Consider the following 19,089-nt stretch of genomic DNA (forward strand, 5'->3'; position numbering starts at 1 on the left):
CACGAAGCCTGCCGGCGGGCAGGAAGCGCTTCCGGCGATCACGCGCGCCGGGCGGCAGTTAAGAACCGGTAAACACCCCGGAAATGTCGCCTTGAAGGCCTATAATTCCGTGCTGTCCGATGCATCCCTGAGCCCGGGAACGGACAGGCAACCCACCACAGACGACGAGTTAATGGCGGAAACCAAAAAGACCACGACGCGCCGCCGGTCCACGGCCAAGAAAGCCACCAACGGACAGGCCGCAGCAAGTCAGGAGAACTTCCCCGACAAGGCGATCAGCCTCAAGAGCACGTTCAACGCATACCCCGCGGGGAAATACACACACGAGGACGTCGGACTCTCTGCCGACGATGTGCTCGCGATGTATCGCAACATGCTGCTGCAGCGCCGCTTTGAGGAGCGAGCCGCGCAGATGTACGGCAAGCAGAAAATCGCCGGATTCCTGCATCTCTACATCGGCCAGGAGGCGGTCTCCACGGGTACCGCGACGGCTATCGAGATCGGCAAGGATTCCGTGATCACGGCCTACCGCGACCACGGGCACGGTCTGGCGCTGGGCATGAGTGCCAACGAGTGCATGGCCGAGCTCTTCGGCAAGATCGACGGCTGCTCGCGCGGCAAAGGCGGCTCGATGCACTACTTCTCGAAGGAAAAAGGGCTATTCGGCGGTCACGGCATCGTTGGTGCGCACGTACCGCTCGCGGTCGGCATCGGCTTCGGTCACAAGTACCGCGAAACAGGCGGCGTATCCATCGGCTTTTATGGCGATGGCGCCCACGGCCAGGGTGCCGTGCACGAGGCGACGAACCTTGCCGGTCTCTACGACCTGCCCGTCATTCTCGCCGTCGAGAACAACCAGTATGCGATGGGCACCGCGGTGCATCGTGCGTTCTCGGAGACCGAATTCACGCGCTGGGCCGTCGGATACGGCCTGCCGTCCTCCCTGGTCAACGGCATGGATGTGTTCGCCGTCACGAAGGCCATGCAGGACCACGTGGCCATGGCACGCGACTTCAAGCCGTCGTTCCTCGAAATCCGCACCTACCGGTACCGCGGCCACTCCATGTCGGACCCGCAGAAGTATCGCACGAAGGAGGAGCTGGAGGACAAGAAGAACGAAGACCCCATCATTCGCCTGAAGGCCTACCTCATCGAAAAGAAGATGTCCGACGCAGACGCGCTGGACGCGATCGACGAGGACGTCAAGGAAGAAGTGCTCGCGTCCGTCGAGTTCTCGGAGAACAGCCCGTTCCCGGATCTCTCGACGATTTACGAGGACATCTACGAAGAGGACGACTACCCGTACATCGGCCGCTAGCGCGAACCAGAATCAAGAGAGAGTAGCAATGGCAGTTCTTCAGTTCCGCGAAGCCCTCCGCGCCGCCATGGTGGAAGAGATGGAGCGCGACGAGAACATCTTCCTCATGGGCGAGGAAGTGGCGGAATACAACGGAGCCTACAAGGTCTCCGAGGGCATGCTGGACCAGTTCGGTCCCAAGCGTGTCATCGACACCCCGATTTCCGAGAACGGATTCGCAGGACTCGGTATCGGCGCGGCCATGAATGGTCTGCGGCCGATCATCGAGTTCATGACGTTCAACTTCTCGTTCGTCGCGATCGACCAGATCATCAACAACGCGGCCAAGATCCGGTACATGTCTGGTGGTCAGTTCCGCGTGCCGATCGTCTTCCGTGGCCCGAACGGTGCAGCCGGCCAGTTGGCCGCTACGCACAACACGTCCACCGAATCGATCTATGCCACGATTCCGGGCCTGAAAGTGGTGGCACCGTCGAATCCGGATGACGCCAAGGGCCTGCTCAAGGCCGCCATTCGGGACGACAACCCCGTGGTGTTCCTGGAGTCGGAGGTGATGTTCGGCATGAAGGGCGAGGTGTCCGATGAGGAGGACTACGTGATCCCCCTCGGCAAAGCGCGCATCGCCCGTGAAGGGGATGACGTTACCATCATCGGTCACTCCAAGAGCTACCACATCGCCATGAAAGTGGCCGAGCGGCTCGAGGCCGATGGGTACAACGCCGAGGTCATCGACCCGCGCACCATCCGTCCGCTGGACATGGACGCCATTCTGACGTCCATCAAGAAGACCAACCGGTGCGTCATCATCGACGAGTCCAATCCGTACGCCAGCATCTCCAGTGAGATGACGTACCGGATCCAGGAGGCCGCGTTCGACTACCTGGACGCGCCGATCAAGCGCATCACAGCCAAGGACACGCCGGCGCCGTACGCCAAAAACCTCATGGAGTACTATATGCCCCAGGAGGACGATGCGTATGAGGCCTGCAAGGCCGTGATGTACGTCTAGGACCGGCTGAACCCACACCCACTACCCACTACAGCAATGGCAATAGCGGTTGAAATGCCCAAGATGAGCGACACCATGGAAGAGGGTGTGCTCGTGGCATGGCTTGCGGAGGAAGGACAGAAAGTGTCGGCGGGCGATGTGATTGCCCAGGTCGAGACCGACAAAGCCACCATGGACCTGGAGGTCTATGACGACGGCGTACTTCTGAAGCGGGTGATCGAAGAAGGCTCTTCGGTGCCCATCGGCGCGCTGATTGCCGTGCTCGGGAAGGAGGGAGAGGATCCCACTGCCATTCTGTCGAAATACTCGGGCGATGGGGCCGCGGGCCCGGCACCGACCGCGGAGCCTGCTGATGAAGCGCCGGCCGAAGAGGCTGAGGCTGCACCAGAGGCCGCCGCTCCCGCCCCGACTTCCGACAATGGCCGCGTGAAGGCATCGCCGTTGGCGCGGCGCATGGCTGGCGAGCACGGCATCGACCTGGCTGCGCTGGCCGGATCCGGCCCGGACGGACGCGTCATCAAACGCGACGTGGAAGCCGCCATTGCCGGAGACGCGCCCAAAGCCCGCCCCGCCGCAGCTCCGGCTCCCGAGCGCAAGCCCGAGCCGGCACCGGCCCGCAAGCCCGCGCCGGCCCCGGAGCCTGCCGCCTCGAGCGAAGGCGCCTACGACGCCGCGCCCATCAGCCAGATGCGCAAGGCCATCGCCCGCCGGCTGGGCGAGAGCAAGTTCACCAGCCCGCACTTCTACCTCACGGTGGACGTGGACATGGCCAAGGCAGTGAGCTTCCGCAAGCAGCTCAACGCCATCAGTGAGGCGCAGGGCAAGGCCAAGGTGTCGTTCAATGACCTGATCACCAAGTCCTGCGCGCTCGCGCTGCGCCAGCACAAGTGGGTCAATTCGTCCTGGATGGAAGACCAGGGCGAGATCCATCACCACAACGACGTGCATGTCGCGATCGCGGTGGCCATTGACGATGGGCTCATCACGCCGGTCATCCGCCACGCTGACCGCAAGGGACTGGCGCAGATCGCCGCGGAGACGCGCGAACTGGCCGGCCGCGCGCGCGAGAAGCAGCTGCAGCCCGAGGAGTACAGTGGGTCGACCTTCTCGACCTCCAACCTCGGCATGTTCGGCATCGAGGAGTTCACCGCTATCATCAACCCGCCCAATGCGTGCATCATGGCCATCGGAGCCATTCGTGATACGCCGGTCGTGGTCGATGGCGCCGTGGTGCCTGGCAAGCGCATGAAGCTCACGATGTCGTGTGACCACCGCGTGGTGGACGGTGCTACCGGATCCGAATTCCTCGCCACCGTGCGCCAGTACCTGGAAGAGCCGGCGAGCATGCTGCTGTAGGGTCATCTTGACCCGACTTGCGCACATCTCGGACGTTCATTTCGGCAGGATCGCCCACAGGGGCGTGGTCGAGGCGCTGGTGCTGGACGTCGAGGACCGGGAGCCGGATCTCGTGGTCATCAGCGGAGACCTCACGCAGCGCGCGTATTCCTGGCAGTACCGGGACGCCCAGCAGTTCGTGCGGTCGTTCAAGACCCCGGTGCTGGTAGTGCCGGGCAATCACGACGTCTGGCCAATGTGGTGGCCGGGCCGGCGCCTGCGGACTCCGGTCAGCCGGTTTCAGGACGTGATTTCAGATGACCTGGCGCCGCTTGTCAAGATGTCGGAGTGCTGGGTTTTGGGTCTGAACACGGCGCACGGCGCCACCGTCAAGGGTGGCAAGGTGACCCAGCGCCAGATTGCTCTGGTGGACGATGCGTTCGAAGGCGCCCCGGACGTGCGTGTGCTGGTGGCCCACCATCCCCTCGCCCCCATGCCTCACGCACAGAGGTCTGATGTCTGCCGCGGCGGACGGGAATTGCTGGCCGCAGCGGCAAACAGGCGCGTGCAGGTTGTGCTGGGAGGCCACCTGCACGTGGCGCAGAACATCCGTAGCAACGAAGGTCCCATCATGGTACACGCCGGGACAGCGACCTCCACGAGGGGTCGCGGCCCGGACAAGGATGCCAACACCTACAACATCGTAGAACTGGACGGCCAGGCCGTGGTGGTAGAGCGCCGCGACTACGACGGCGTAGACTTCGGTCTGGTACGGCGGGAAACGCTTGCGGTGAGCCCGAACCTGCTCAAGCCGGGGATTGGGATCGGGATGTAGGTCAGCCCTACTTGAGCAGCACCATCCTGCCCGTAGCAGACTCACTCCGGGCTGCTCCCTGAGCAGTCGCCCGATACAGGTATACGGCCGACGGCAGTCGCGCGCCGTCAAACTGGATGGTATGCTGCTCGCCTGCCTGAAGGCTTTCGGACAGCAGCGCCACACGCCTTCCGGTAAGGTCAAACACCTCGATCCGAACGTCCGCCGCATAAGGCAGATCAAATACGAACTGCGTAACAGGGTTGAACGGGTTTGGATAGTTGCCGTGGAGCAGAAAGCGTTCCGGCAGCTCGGACCCGGGGTCGCTGCTCGTGGTCACCTCTCCCAGATCAATGCGCCCGTCCGGATGCACGGCCCAGATCTGTAGGCCAAAGCCAGGAGTCTGGGAAGACGCAGAGCCGGTAAGCACGTATCCAACGGTAGAGCCCGCCAGCGGGGTCTGGTCATATCGATGCGCAACGATCGGCGCACCGCTTCCATCGCGCACGACGACGTCCACCACTCCCGCCAGGAAAGCGCCCGGCACCGCTCCAGAGAAGGCCTCCACGCTGGTCCTGTCTCCGTTGATTTCAAACTCTACATCCGCGGCGTCCGCGGAGGCGTTGACCACCCACGGCTGGATGCGCGCCGGAAAGAGCGCCTCGGCCCGCACGTCCGGCACGGCTATCAGGCGTTCGCCGATCGCGGAGACCAGCACGGTCAGGCGTTCGTCGGTCAGGGGCACGCCGACGCTGCTCTGCGCAGTGGATGCTTCGAAGGCCGAACGATCGCCGGGGTACACGGCCGCTGAGGCCGTCGCCTGCATCCGTCTAAGCTTCGCCGCCGGAAAGCCGGAAACGTCGAATTCCGTATCTCCGCCGCCGAGACGCATGTCGGCATTCACCACCTGAAGGGCTGTGTTCGTGCGCCCCTGGAGCTCGGAAAGCCCGATCGAGAACATGGACCCGGTTTGACTGAGTCCGCCGCTGAGCGAAAACGACTCAGCGGTCAAACGGCCGTCCGCAACGGTGCCGGTGGCGGCGCGAGTTTGGGGAGTCAGCAGCCGCTCCTGACGCAGCAGCACTCCGGAGGCAGAACCATTCAGGTCCGACTCCGGAACGGAAACCGTGACGGTATAGGGCTGCGAGGCCACAAAGTTGACCGAACTCGTCACGCGCCACGTGAATGGAGCCAGATCTACCGCGCCAGTGAATCCAGGCAGCCCCAATGCAGACTGCACCGGATCCTCCGAAAGCTCCGTTCGGAACGTGGATTGAGTCAGGAGCCCGGTCAGGCCGAGGGTTAGCGGCCGATATACCGCACCGCCCAGGTGAAAGGGGTACGAGCCGGAGAAGCCGGCCGGCAGCGTGGTCGACGCCGCCCCCCGGATGAAGCTGGTCGCTCCGGGACCGCGAGCGATTCCGCCGGGGCTGGAGGGGAGTCGGAGCGTCCGGCTCCCTGTGTCAAAGACGCCACGTTCAAGCACCACCGATCCGGTGACCGAAAGGTCGGCGCCTGAAAGCCTGACCACGCCATCGTCCGAATCCTGACTCATGGAGAGCGCGGCCACGGCTTCGGGCCCCGCGTTCAACTCCAGTGATTGATCCGCCCCGGTAAAGAAGAGCGACGTGGAGGAGCCAAGATCGCCGTCTACGATCAGGTCTGATCCGGCCGTCACCGATAGCCCGGAGAAGACTCCTGCCAGGTTTGCCAGTCCGCCGGATTCCAGCGCCACCGACCCGCCCACGGATGCCTCCGCTGCGAGCGTGAATGCTTCACCGCTGCTGAGCTGGGCCAGCGGTCCTGAGGTCACCATCCCGGCCCCCAGCAATTCCAGGGACCGCTCGGTTGTGAGCATGGCTCCGTTCAGGTTGAACGAGTCGTCCGCGCCGTGCAGGGAAATGGTAGCCGCCCCTACCGATCGATCCCCCGCCATGAGAATGCGAGAAGCGGCGCCGGACCCGGCTCGTACGGCAAGCGAGTCCACCGACGCTCCAGCGGGGAAGAGATCCGGAGCCAGTGTCAAGTCCCCAAACGGCGCTGACAGCAGCAGGTTGATGGGCGATGAGGTCGCGTAACCCCCACCGGTGCGCAGAACCGCTCGACTCGTCGCATCCAGCGACGCGGAGATGACGCTTCCGCTGGCGGTGATGGCTCCCCCAAAGTCTGCCGTTCCCGCCCAGACGATCAGCGCGTCCGTGATGCGGAGCGCCGTGATGTTGCGAAACTGAATGCCCGGCGAGGCCAGCACGCTTAGCCGACGCAGTTCGCCAAACCCTGCGGTGATCTCCACGCCGGGACTGAAGGAGCCCGCAACGGCTCCACTGGCACGACCACTGATTGAACCGTCGTGCAGGTCATAGTGCACCTCGTACGCACCCAGGAACTCCGGGCGCCCCGCAAGACCGCCACGACCCTGCATTACGATCATGGCCCCGGCACCAATCTGGAGCTGGCCGTCTGCGGCGGCCAGAAACTGTGACCCTCCGCGCCCGGCCGCCAATCTGTTGGCCACCGTAAGCGTGCGTCCGTTGTTCGGCAGCCGAAGGTTGCCCCGCAGCCGAACGTTGTCGAGGGTCACCGAGGCGCTGAGCGCGACCGTTGCGTTTCCGGCTCCGAGCACCAGTTCGCCGAAATGGTCGTCGTTGAGAGGAAAGAGCGCGGCATCACCCAGGTGGGCGGCCAGTGCGGGGAGCTGCGGTGCAGACGTGCCCACCAACCGCCCACCAGAAGACAGAAAGACATCCGCCGTCGAGCCTTCGAGCACGATGTCGTTGAGGCCGATGTCCAGGACCCCTCGCTCGAGAGAGAATTGCTTGTTGGTGACCACCACTTCGTGCGGACCGTTCACCGAGCGTATGCGCACCACGTCGGTGTCCTGATTTGATCGCACGCGCAGGTTGGCGGACGACACCTCCACCGAATTACCCAACTGGATGTTGGAAGGCCCCTTGAGAATGAGGTCGCCACCCGTGCCCGCGAAATCACCGAAAAAGGCGTCCGCGTCGCCGTCCAATGCCTCGCCATCCGCGTCCAGCAGGGCCGAAGCACCGTCCAGAGTAACGGAGAACCGGTCCATGAAGATGTCGCCGTCCACCACGACCAACTCGTCAGTGATCACCAGGTCCGTTGCCAGGACCACGTCATCCGATGCGGTTTCGCTTTCAGGCGCCACACGGAGGCGGGGCAGGGGAGAGGCGAGGCCGAGAGTGGCGTCGCCGGTCAGGACGACAAAACCGCCGTCTATGATCTCTGGAGGGGTGGTGCCGGCGCCGAGTTGCCAGATGCTTGCCGCATCGGTCGTGAGCGATGCCCCCGCGCGGGCGTACAGCGCGTGATCGGTTCCGATGGTCCAGTTGGATGCCGTGCCGGTCAACGAGGCGCCGGCGGCGAGCTCCACACGGTCAGCGATCGCGATTGCGGCGTCGGTTGCGACAACTGATTCTTCAATCAGCAGGCCGCCGGGACGGCCGCTGGATCCCAGCGTGACCGAGCCCCCGGTGATGGTAAGGTTCGACACGTGCGCCAGCTCCAGCAGCGTACCCGCCCCATCCTCAAGCACCAGCCGTTCCACGCGGCCGTCGGCGTCACACTGCACAGATGTCGCTCCGACCAGACGAATTTCGCCGTTGCCTTCGGTGCGCCCTCCGAGGAAATGCGCGTGTGCTCCCGTGGACCGCAGGGATGCTCCCGACTCCAGACGGACCAGGGCCCCGGTGGTCACCGATAGTGCTCCGGAGATCTCGATGGGAGCACCAAGGCTGAGCCCGAACACGGCCGGGTCGTTGGCCGCGTCGCTCAGGTCCACCGAAAGGTCGCGGATGGGGCCCCAGGTCAACTCGGTTCCGGGTGTGTACAGGCTGGTGACGTCGCCCGACCATGAGAGGTCGAACGGCGTACCGGCGGCATTGACGGTGCCCCCCGCAATGCGCACGCCGTCCGGAGTCCCATTACCCGGCGCTTCGTCGGACACGTTCAACGCCAATCCAGCCGCATTGCCGACAAACTGCAGTGCGCCGCCATTCAGGTTAATGCCGCCGGTTTCCAGGTTCAGCGTGCCAGCCAGGTTCAGGGCTGGGCTCTCCAATACCACATCGCGCGACTCGTCGCCCATGGACAGTGTCAGGTCCCCATAAACGCCATTTCCTCGCAGTCCGAAATCGAGCGCGGCCTGGTCCGTCACCGAAATGCTTCCGGCATACGTGCCTGTAACCGACATCCAGGCACCGGCGTGCTGAATCCGGGCGCTGCCGAGTTCAAGCACGCCCGAGATGTCAGCTGTGCCCAGAAGCCGGAGCACGGAATCTGAGTTTATGCTCACCTGTGCTCCGCGAGCGATGAGGTTGGCCCCCACAACCTGCGGCGGGAGCACCAGCGCTTGCCCTGCCCCTGACAGAACCAACGTGCCGGATTCCATGGACAAAGAAGCGTCGGCCAGGTCGGCTGCGCCCGTCAGATCGAGCGACCCGAGCACCGTGACCTCACCATGGAGTCTCGTTATGCCTTGAACCGTCAGCGCGGTGCCGGCCGGAATGGTCAGGCGACCGGTTGCCTCCTGGTTCAGCAATCCGGACACCGATACGTCCTCAGTAAACTCCAGCGCGCCCCGCACAATCGATGGGGGAAGCGTGGACAGGCCTGATATCCGGGAGGTCCCGCTCCAGACCAGGTCGCCAGCTCCGAGCCAGTCCAGCGTGCCGCCCTCAGACAGAAGATTCGCGTACAGCGTCAGCGTGGATTCCAGCGTCAGGGAGCTCGTGGCCGGAAGCGTCAGCGTTTCGATCAGTTCGAGCGGCTGCGTTAGCGTCACGCTTGCGCCGGTCAGCGAAAGGGACTCGGCCATAATGCCGCCGGACAGCCCGAGCCTGCGGGTCGCGCCAGGTGATGCGACCAGCACCGCGTCCGGAATCTGCCACACGGCCCCATCGCCAAGGAGATCACCGCCGAAACGGATAACGGTCCCGCCCGAGCCTACCAGGCGGCCGGATACGAGGGTAATGTGCGATGCGGCATCCAGCGAAGCGGCCGACTCGAGCTGCAGGGTGCCGCCACTGACCAGCAAATCGCCCGTGCGCAGTTCGGTGCCGACCACATGCTCCCCGGCCGTGACGCTGGTTTGGCCGGACACCGTGAGGCCCTCCGGGGCATCGATGCCTGCACCGGCCAGTTCGAGTGAAGGCCAGGAAGCAAGGCCGCTGACGGATTGCCGGAGCCCTCCGTCGAGGCGAAGCAGGGTGAATCCGGTGGCGGACCCTGAACCCAGCAGGTGGCCGCCGACGAGGAGGGTGTCGGTGCCGGACAGGGTGCCGTCGACTCGGACCAATCCGCGCACATCAAGGGCGGTTGTGGAAGCATCGAGGGTGACCGCGGCGTCGACAACAAGCGAGTCGGTGATGGCGAGTTGGGAGCCGGTCAGCGAGGCGTCTCCCGTAACGAGGAGCGCTGTGGCTTCTGCCGCGTCGAGCCGTGAGCCGGCGCGCAGTTCGGTAGTGCTGGTCGCTCCGCCCCCCGACAGCGAGACCCCATCGCCCAGAACCAGCGGTGCCGACGCAGAGGAGATTGTACCGCTGTTCAGGTACGTGTCCGAGGCGTCGGCCAGGGTCAGTCCATTGTGGAGCAGTGCGCCGGTGTTGTTGAGCGCCGTCGGCAGGTCGGTGCCCGCAAAGTGCACGCTGGACAGCCGTGCGACCTGTGCGTTGGACAGTGCGCCGTCAAACTGAAGCGGCTGCGATCCGCCGGGGCCAAACAGGAGCGAGCCCGTAAGATTGACGATGTCCGCTTTCCATGGCTGCCCGGATGCGATGTCGCGGATCGTCAGGTCACCCGCGTTTTCGATGCGACTGGTTGCGGGCGCGGCGCCTTCGCCCAGTCTCAGGGCACCGATAAAAAGTGTACCGCCCCGGTGGAGGATCGCGGCGGGCGGAGGGAAGGCGCCTGCGATGTGTACCTCCGGCATGTTCGCCAGCCCGGCGAAGTCGGCGGTGCTCCGAATGGGGCTGTCGGAGTTCGTGATGGTCACCCGGTCCTGGAACAGCACCTCTCCCGAGCGCACAAACTCGATGGACCCGCGTGGCAGATCGATGGACTCGGCGACAATCACATCGCCCGAGAAGAGAAGTCTGTGATCACTCAGGTCTGTGGGCAGGCGATACTGCTGGCCGCCGCCGAACTCGACGACCCGTGGGGCCGGCGTGTACTGGATGCTGCCTGTAAGCGTGTTGCCCTGGAAGCGCACGCGTGCCGAATCGGGAGCGACCTTGGAGGAGTTGGCGGGATTCACGCGACCCGGAACGCCGACGGACGCGCCCAGCGTGACGGTCAGTCCGGTGAAGTCGACGATGGACGCATCGAAGTAGACCGAGTGCAGCGCGTTCTCCAGTTCGGGTGCGGTCGGATTGTCCGTGTTCGCGACGCCTGCGCCGAAGACAAGCGCGCTTGCGCTGCCGGGCTCAAAGTCCAGCGTGCCCGAGCCGGAGGCAAAGCGCACAAACTTCTCGGAGAAGCGGACCTCTGTCGCTCCAGCAAAAGCGTCGAGCTGGAAGGTGACTGACTTGCCCGGGATGTCCAGGCTGATTCCGTCCGCATCGTCCCCCACGAAATACTCGCCGGCCGAAACGCACACGCGGCCGCCAGCGGGTGCGTTGCGATAGGCCAGCTCAAACGAGCGGAGGGGAGCCACCCGGGATCCGGGGTTGCCGTCGTCCCCGTCCGACGCGTTTACGAAAATGTCACACGCCTGGCCCGAGGCCGCTGAGGGCACGCAAAGGAGAAAGAAAACGGTTGCCTGGCAGAGGCGACGGAGCATGGAGGCCTGTTTATAACGTGAAGATAGTGTGCTATCGGCCGGTGCAGTTCAATCTGCGGCAGATACGGACGATGTCCACTGCTCGCTATACACCGCAGGAGTTGACAATGACTCATGCCACGCCCCATTTTCGCGTGAATGCCTAATTCGCGCTTCCAAAAAAGGCGAATCAGGCATTGGGTGCGTCGGCTTTTTCCGGTGTATCCCTCCCACAACGGAAGCTCACCCACTTCGAACTTCTACCCCTTTGCTGAGCAATCGCCTACCGCTTAGCGTGTTGGCGACCAGTGCGTCTGATGCTGGTCGCCATTGCTGTTGCTCAACGAATCTGAGCGCTGGACGGCCCCTCGCCTTTCGGTTCTCAACCCTCTAGTCAACAATCCTAATAACTCAAGGAGAGGCTCAGTCCATGGACAGCAAGAAATTGCTACAGCTTCTTGGTTCCTTGGTGATGGTGTTCGTGCTCGCGGCGTTCACTGGACCCCAGGACTCGTCGGCGCAGTCGACCTGGTACGTCAACTCGACGGAAGGGGACGACAACAACGACGGTAGCCAGATTAACAACGCCGGTGCAGGCGTCGGTCCCTTCGCGACCATCGACAAAGGCATCAGCGAAGCCAGCGACGGCGATACGATCGTCATCCTCGCCGGCACCTATAACGAGGACATCGATCCCGAGGCATCCAATGCCGGTATTGAGAACCTCACTTTCCAGGTTCAGGCCTCCGGGGGCAATACGATTGTCTTCATCGAAGACCTGAACATTGACGAAGATCAGAGCCTCTCCGGCGGTAACGGGAAGTTTCGGGTCACGGGTGGCGATGTCCGCCTGACCGACGGCGCCCTTACCGTAGCCTCCGGCATCCTTGAGCTGGCCGCAGGTGTTTCGGTTGAAGTCAATGACGGTTCCGTTTCGGGTAACAACTTTGTTTACCTCGGAGACGGTTCCGTTCGCTATGACCCGACGAACACCGGTGGCAGTCCTGCGACGATCACCACTGGTCTGGAACTGCCTTCCGATGGTGCCCTCGGCGGGGGTACGCTCTCGACCGACGCAGCGTTCGACAGCGGATCGCTGACGGTTGACCAGGCGATTACCGCAGGAGCCGTCGACCTGAACGGTGATGCAGCGGTAACCTTCCAGCAGTCCGTCGGCGGCACCGCCATCGACATCGACGGCGCAGGCGATGTGGCGTTCAACTCCACCGTGAGTGGTGGGGACTTCGACGTCACCGGGGCATCGGATGTAACGGTCACGGGCAACATGACCCTGTCCGCCGACCTGTCCATCGAAGGCACGGCCGATGCCGGTAGCTTCACGGCAAACGGCACCGTTACTGCCCTCTCGATTACGATCGACGGCGACGACGACGTGGACTTCAACGGCGCGGTTTCCGTCACCGGCGGCAACTTCGACCACGATGGATCCGGCGACGTCACCACGGGAGACGTCGACCTGAACGGAAATAACCTCGTTCAGACAGATGGCACGTTCACCATGTCGAGCACGCTGACCGTTGGCGATATCGACGCTGATGGGGTCCGTATCTCCAACGCGGCCGGAGCGTCCATGACGATTGACAACATCGTCCTGGAAAGCATCGACAATACGGGTGAGGACGGAACGGCACTCGATACCGACGAGTCCGTCTACGCGACGATTGACAACAACGGTACGTTCGTAATCAACGGCTCGATCACGGAGCAGACAGTGGTCGACGATGACGACGCCGACGAAGATGTCACGCACGCCCTCGCTATTGACAACGCGGACGACGCACTGTTCACAATCAACGCCACCACGGGCTTCAGTGGTGATGTGACCAACGCGGCCTCGAACTTCAACAACAACACGGGCGATGCCATCCAGGATGAGGGTATCGCAGTAGGCGCGAGCAACACGGTCACCGCTTCCTTCGCCGGCGCATTCACCGACCTCGGCTACTGGGGCGGCGGAACGCTGGCCATTACGGCCGGCACGGCTGCGATCGACGACCTGGAAACGGTCGGCGGACTCACTCTGTCTGCTGCACGTGCCATCACTACCACTGACCTGGTGGCGACCGGCAACGTTGATCTCCAGGCCGACGGCCCCGTAACACACGCTACCGTTCTGGATGTCGGTGGAACCCTGACGGTTTCCGGCGACGACATCACGATCAACGACGGCGCAGGCACGCACGAACTGGACGGCCTCACCGTCACCGGCGACGACTTCACCTACGGTGATGGCGACGACACGATCAACGTGGACGGCAATGCCACAATCTCGGACGCCACGATTGACGGCGCTCTTGATGTGGACAGTGGTAACTTCACCACCGACGGCGGAACGGTCACCGGTGCGCTCGGCGTTGAGGGAACGGCCACCTTCTCTGGTGCCGTCACCCTGGATTCGACCTTCGACGTCGATGGCGCAGCCACGATCAACGCGGGTAGCACGGTTTCGGCCGCTGCATTCGCCGCATCCGACATCGGCGGAGCCTTCACGGTTAACGGCACCTTCGACGGAACCGGTACAGGCACCAGTCTGACGGTAGGAAGCGCGACCATCGCGATTCCGGCCGGCATCCTGGATCTGGACGACGCGGACTTCACGCTTGGCGGTGACTTCACGGGTGGTACGCTCACCGACGCCGGGGATGTGACAATCAACATTCCTTCGGGCGGGGCGACCTTCTCGCCGGGTCCGAACACCACGGTGGACGGCTTCACGGCTGACGGCTCCGGCCGCACCGTTACCGTTTCGGAAGGCTTCACCGTCAGCGACAACGGCGTAGACGTCAATAACGACGCGACACTCGCCTTGGGCGACAACACCGTCACCATCGGTGCCGGTGGCCTGACGCTGGAGGACGAGGCCCAGATTACCACCTCGTCCACCGCAGGCGCTGTTGCGTTTAACGGCGGTGCTCAGGACATCACTGTCACGGGTGCTCCGACTACGGATCCGTCGATTTCAAACATCCGCGTAAACGGAACCGCCACGGTTACCGTGCGGAATGACATCGACATCACCGGCGACCTGGCACTGAACAACGGAACGTTCGTGGTCGACACCGGCGACACGGTCAACATGACCGGTTCGTCGGCTACGATCACGCGCAACCCGTCTACCGGAACCCTGACCGTTAACGGTACGCTCGCCGGTTCCTGGGATGTGGTTTACTTCGGCGCGGCAGGAACGACCTCCGGGGAGTTCTCTGACGGTCAGACCAAGTCCGCGACGGTCAACATGACTTCCGGCGCGACGCTGACCATTGACGACGCTGCGGACCTGTCTGGCAACTTCACCGTCACTGACGGAATCGTCGTCATCGACGCCAACGTCGGCGTTGCGGGCAACTTCTCCCTCAACGCGGCAGCTGATGGCTTCACTGTGAACGGCGGCGACACGTTCGACGTGGACGGAACCTCCACCTTCAGTGACCCGGCCACCATCACCGGAGCCTGGACGCAGGCTGGTGCCTTCACAGTCGCCAGCGGCGTCGTGGTGTCTGGCGCTGGTAGCTTCACCGTTGACGGTGATGCGACCTCCTCGCTCGAAGGCTCTCTGACGGTTGCGACGACCTTCGACTCCAATCACACTGTGAACGGCACGACCGATGACGATGCCGGCGACGCTGTGTTTGGAGCGGTAACGGTTGACAACGACGCAGTGGTCTCGCTCAACGAAATCCAGGAGACCGCAGCGGTCACCGTCACCGACGGTACGCTCAACCTGGATATGGCGGACGACGGCACGAACAACCCGGAAATCGACGGCGCAATCACCGTCACCGAAGGCGCCCTGACGCTCTCCGGCGATGATGAGATTCGCGACATCGATTCCATCGACATCGACGAGGGTGCATCATTGACGCTGAATGGTGTCGATGCAGACTCGGACGGCACGGTCGACGTTGGAGACGGTGGCGCCGGAGCGGCCACTCTTGATCTGGGCGGCCGCACGCTTGAAGTCGGCGGAAACTTCGAGGCCGATGCAGACGCTTCGCTGGGTACTACGGGTACGGTCAACGTGGACGGCGGTGGCGACATCGACGTCAACGGGAACACGATTCCCAACCTGACCCTGACCGGCGTGGACGAGCTGCTGTCGAACGCCACCGTTTCCGGTTTGCTGAACGTTGACGACGCGCTGGACCTCGGCGGATTCACGCTGACGCTTTCCGGCGATGCCCAGTTCGATGCAGACTTCACCAACGGTACGTTCGCCACGACAGGAACGACCCTGACGCTCGAGTCGGATACCGACGTCGACAACTTCACGGTCAACTCCTCGTCCACTACGACGATTGTAACCGACGACACCACTGCGCCGATCACGAACCGCACGTTCACGGTCAACGGTGACTTCACTATGGAGGCAGGTTCGCTTGCAATCGGTGATGAGACCCTTGACATCGCAGGTGGTGACTTTGACTACAACGTCGCTACAGGCGGCGCCATCACGATGGGCGACGGCGAGGTGCACTTCAGCGCGGCTACCGCCTTCGACTCCGATGACGTCAACGTCTCGCTGAAGAACGTCCAGGTGGACGGTCTCATCGACATGACGGTGGATCCGGGCAACGGACTGACCATCACCGGTACTGCGAACCTGGATGTGTCTCCGTCGGTCACTACGGACGATGCCAACGCGGCCACGACCAACTCGACCGTGACCTTCGGTAACGGATCGACGATTATCGTCTCCGCAACAGGCGTGCTTGCTCTGTTCGACGACGCCCCGACCCTGGGAACAGGAATGAAGGTGGAGTACGACGGTGGAGCAGCCACTACGGCCGGAAATGAACTTCCGTCTGCCGTGGCGACCTTCGAGACGGACAACACCGACTTCGCCTTCCTCGACGGAGTCAGCCTTACGGCCGACGCCATCATCCTTGACGGTGGCATCGACATCGATCCGTTCGATGACTCGGATCAGACCTTCACTCTGACGAGTGGCGGTACGATCACCTACGAGAACGATGCAGATGTCGAGGCTGGGGATTCCTTCACCCTTGCCGGTGACTGGAATGTGGTCTTCAACGGCCTCACCCCGCTTACCGACAACGAGTGGCCCAACGCGTATGCAGCTCCATTGACGATGGATGTGAATAGCGCGCTGACCATGCACGAAGCCCGCACGACGGTCGACTTGGCTGTTGACGCTGCATTGACTGTCGCGGGTGGTGGCTCACTTACGGTCACCGGCGACCTCTCCATTGAGGATACCGGCTCGTTCGTGACGAGTGCTACAGAGCTGATCATCATGGCCGGCTCGGCTGCTCAGTCCATCACCGTTGCTGCGGGAGGCACCACGCCTGGCGCGCTCGGGATCAACAACGCCGCCGGCGTTACCATCGATTCCGACCTCGACATGGAAGGTGGTACGCTTGTGCTGACCGATGGCCCGCTGATCACCGGCACCAACACGGTGACACTTGATCACGGTGGCACCGGCGCCCAGGGCTACACCCGTACGGACGGTGTTATCTTCGGCAACGTCCAGAAGGGCATCGAAACGAGCGGCACGAACCCGAACCGCGTTGAGTTTCCTCTCGGTGATGCAGCAGGCAACTACCGCCCGTTCGCAATCACCTTCAACGACCCGGCCAACGACATTGGTGACCTGAATGGCGGCGCCGACGACATCCAGCTGACAGTAGGCTACGTGGCCTCTTCACCTGGTGGCTCGAACGGCTTGCCGATCTCCACCACCGATTCGCAGGGCAACGCGCTCTCGATCGGCCGCTACCCGGATTTCCACTGGAATATTGAGTCCGCTCCGACGGTATCGCCGTCAGTGGACTACGACGTGGAATTCCAGGCCGAAGGCTACTCCGCCTTCGACCAGGAGGATGTCGAGCGCATGCGCGCAATTCGCCGGCAGGACGGCGCGACAACCAACTTCTGGATTGCAGCTGCCCCGACGGCTGGCGACAACGACAACTTCGCGGTGTCGTCTACTGAGCCGGTAGCAGTGGCCAGAAATGCAGTTGGCGCAGTCAACTCCAACGGAGTGCTCTTCACGTTCGGCCTCGAGCAGAACATGGGGGCAACCGACCCGGCCGCACTCACGCTGAATGCTGGCAACAGTGAAACCGTGGACCTCACCACCGTCTTCTTCGGCGGTTCGGAGAGCTACACGTACGCTGTGACCAACAACAACAGCGGTGTAGTGACCGGTGCGGCAGCCGGTGACATTCTCACGGTGACAGGCGTTGCCGCGGGAAGTGGCACCATCACGGTTGTTGCTACGGATGATTTCGGCACCACTGCCACGGCTACGGTGACGGCCACGGTTAATGCTGCGCTCTCCAGTTCAGCGTTGACCAACCTCGACCCGGTCAGCGTTGGCGCCGCCGACGCTACCGTCGACGGTTCGACGGCAATCGCTGGCGGTACGACTCCGTACACCTACACGGTTGCGAGTGACGACACGGCAGTTGCGACGGCGACTGTTGATGCCGCCACCGGCGTGATCACGGTGACGTTTGTCGGTCAGGGTACTGCCACCATCACGCTCACGGCGACCGATGCCGAGGGCGATGCGGTGACCAGCACCTTTACCGTCACGGTCAACCCGGCAGCCTCTGCTGGTGGCACGCTGACTGACCAGGTGGTAACCAACGGAAACACCGTAGACCAGGATGTCTCCGGTGAGTTTGCCGGCGGCACGGGTGGCTTCACCTACACCGCTGCTTCGAGCGACGATGCCATCGCCACGGCGGCTGCATCCGGCTCGACGGTGACGACGACCGGTGTTCAGCCTTACGTGCTGACTGCTGGCTCCGTGACGGCTGACGCCGGCCCGGCGACCATCACGGTCACGGCTACCGATGCCTTGGGCAGCGCAGTGTCTTCGACGTACGATGTCACCGTCAACCCGGTGCTCGGTAACGTCGACGGCTCCGGTGGTGCCAGCCCGGCATCTGCCAGCCTGGCGCTTGATGCCTTCCTGGGTCTCGCGACCCTGACGGCCAAGCAGACGACTGCAGCTGACTACAACACCGATGCGAGTGTCACGCCGTTCGATGCGGCTCTGATCTTCGACGCATGGCTGAACCCGACCCCGGGCGCAGCTTCGAAGAAAGAGTTCGCCGCGAACCCGGCCTCTGACGTCGCCTTCGGCGAGGTAGCCATGCAGGTCACCAAGGTCACGATTCCTGTGACGCTCACCGGCGACAATGCCGCTGCCGTGTCCTTCAACTTCGAAACGCTGATCAACACCGAGCTCGCCACGGTGACTGGTGTGACCGGCGCAGTCGAGGGATGGACCGTCAAGCACATGATCGGTGAGGACGGAACCCTCCGCATCGCAGGCTTCGGCCTCGAGGCCATCCCGAGCGACGGCGTTGTGGCGAACATCAGCATCGAGCTGACGAACGCGGGCAACGAGTTCGCTCTGAAGGGACAGGGTGCCGTCAACAACAACCCGGCAACGGAGCTCGAAGGCATCGACGTAGTCGAACTGCCCGAGGACTTCGCGCTTCTCGGCAACTACCCGAACCCGTTCAACCCGAGCACGAACATCTCCTTCGACCTGCCGGCATCCGCCGAGGTCACCGTTGAGGTGTACGACATGCTGGGTCGTCGCGTGATGGTGCTGCCGGTTCAGACGGTCCAGGCCGGCGCCAAGCGTTCCATTCAGCTGAACGCTTCGCAGCTTGCCTCTGGATCGTACTTCTACCGGGTCATTGCACAGATGGAGAGCAAGACGCAGGTCGACAACGGCCGCATGCTGCTCATCAAATAGTATTGACAGCCGAGGGGAGGGGGCCTCAGGGCTCCCTCCCCGAGGTGTCGATCCCATCTGGCAACAC

The 19,089-nt window shown here is 63.2% G+C and carries 6 protein-coding genes; 5 read left to right on the forward strand and 1 reads right to left on the reverse strand.

Features of this window, described 5'->3' with window-relative positions:
* The first annotated feature begins 172 nt into the window (after positions 1 to 172).
* Genes pdhA through JJ896_10910 form a run of 4 tightly spaced genes read left to right on the forward strand, consistent with a single transcriptional unit; the run spans position 173 to position 4,497 of the window.
* On the forward strand, positions 173 to 1,318 hold the full coding sequence (pdhA, locus tag JJ896_10895; GenBank protein ID MBO6780149.1) for a pyruvate dehydrogenase (acetyl-transferring) E1 component subunit alpha: 1,146 nt from the start codon (positions 173 to 175) through the stop codon (positions 1,316 to 1,318).
* Positions 1,257 to 2,327 carry a pyruvate dehydrogenase complex E1 component subunit beta gene (locus JJ896_10900; GenBank protein MBO6780150.1) on the forward strand — a complete coding sequence of 357 codons (1,071 nt, stop codon included), beginning with the start codon at positions 1,257 to 1,259 and terminating at the stop codon, positions 2,325 to 2,327. The genes pdhA and JJ896_10900 overlap by 62 nt, the downstream gene beginning before the upstream one ends.
* Before the next feature lie 36 nt (positions 2,328 to 2,363).
* On the forward strand, positions 2,364 to 3,683 hold the full coding sequence (locus JJ896_10905; protein ID MBO6780151.1) for a pyruvate dehydrogenase complex dihydrolipoamide acetyltransferase: 1,320 nt from the start codon (positions 2,364 to 2,366) through the stop codon (positions 3,681 to 3,683).
* A 7-nt stretch (positions 3,684 to 3,690) separates the two neighbouring features.
* Positions 3,691 to 4,497: a metallophosphoesterase gene (locus JJ896_10910; GenBank protein ID MBO6780152.1), complete on the forward strand. Its 807-nt coding sequence runs from the start codon at positions 3,691 to 3,693 to the stop codon at positions 4,495 to 4,497.
* Positions 4,498 to 4,504: 7 nt separating this feature from the next.
* On the opposite strand, the gene JJ896_10915 is transcribed toward JJ896_10910, so the two are convergent.
* Complete coding sequence (locus tag JJ896_10915; protein ID MBO6780153.1) at positions 4,505 to 11,281, reverse strand: T9SS type A sorting domain-containing protein; 6,777 nt, start codon at positions 11,279 to 11,281, stop codon at positions 4,505 to 4,507.
* Positions 11,282 to 11,690: 409 nt separating this feature from the next.
* Here JJ896_10915 and JJ896_10920 point away from each other — a divergent pair, with 409 nt between their 5' ends.
* Positions 11,691 to 19,022 (forward strand): T9SS type A sorting domain-containing protein, encoded by a 7,332-nt coding sequence (locus tag JJ896_10920; GenBank protein ID MBO6780154.1) that lies wholly within the window; start codon positions 11,691 to 11,693, stop codon positions 19,020 to 19,022.
* The last annotated feature ends 67 nt before the right edge of the window (positions 19,023 to 19,089 follow it).

The sequence above is a fragment of the Rhodothermales bacterium genome (assembly GCA_017643395.1).
In the GTDB taxonomy this organism is placed as follows: Bacteria; Bacteroidota; Rhodothermia; order Rhodothermales; family UBA10348; genus JABDJZ01.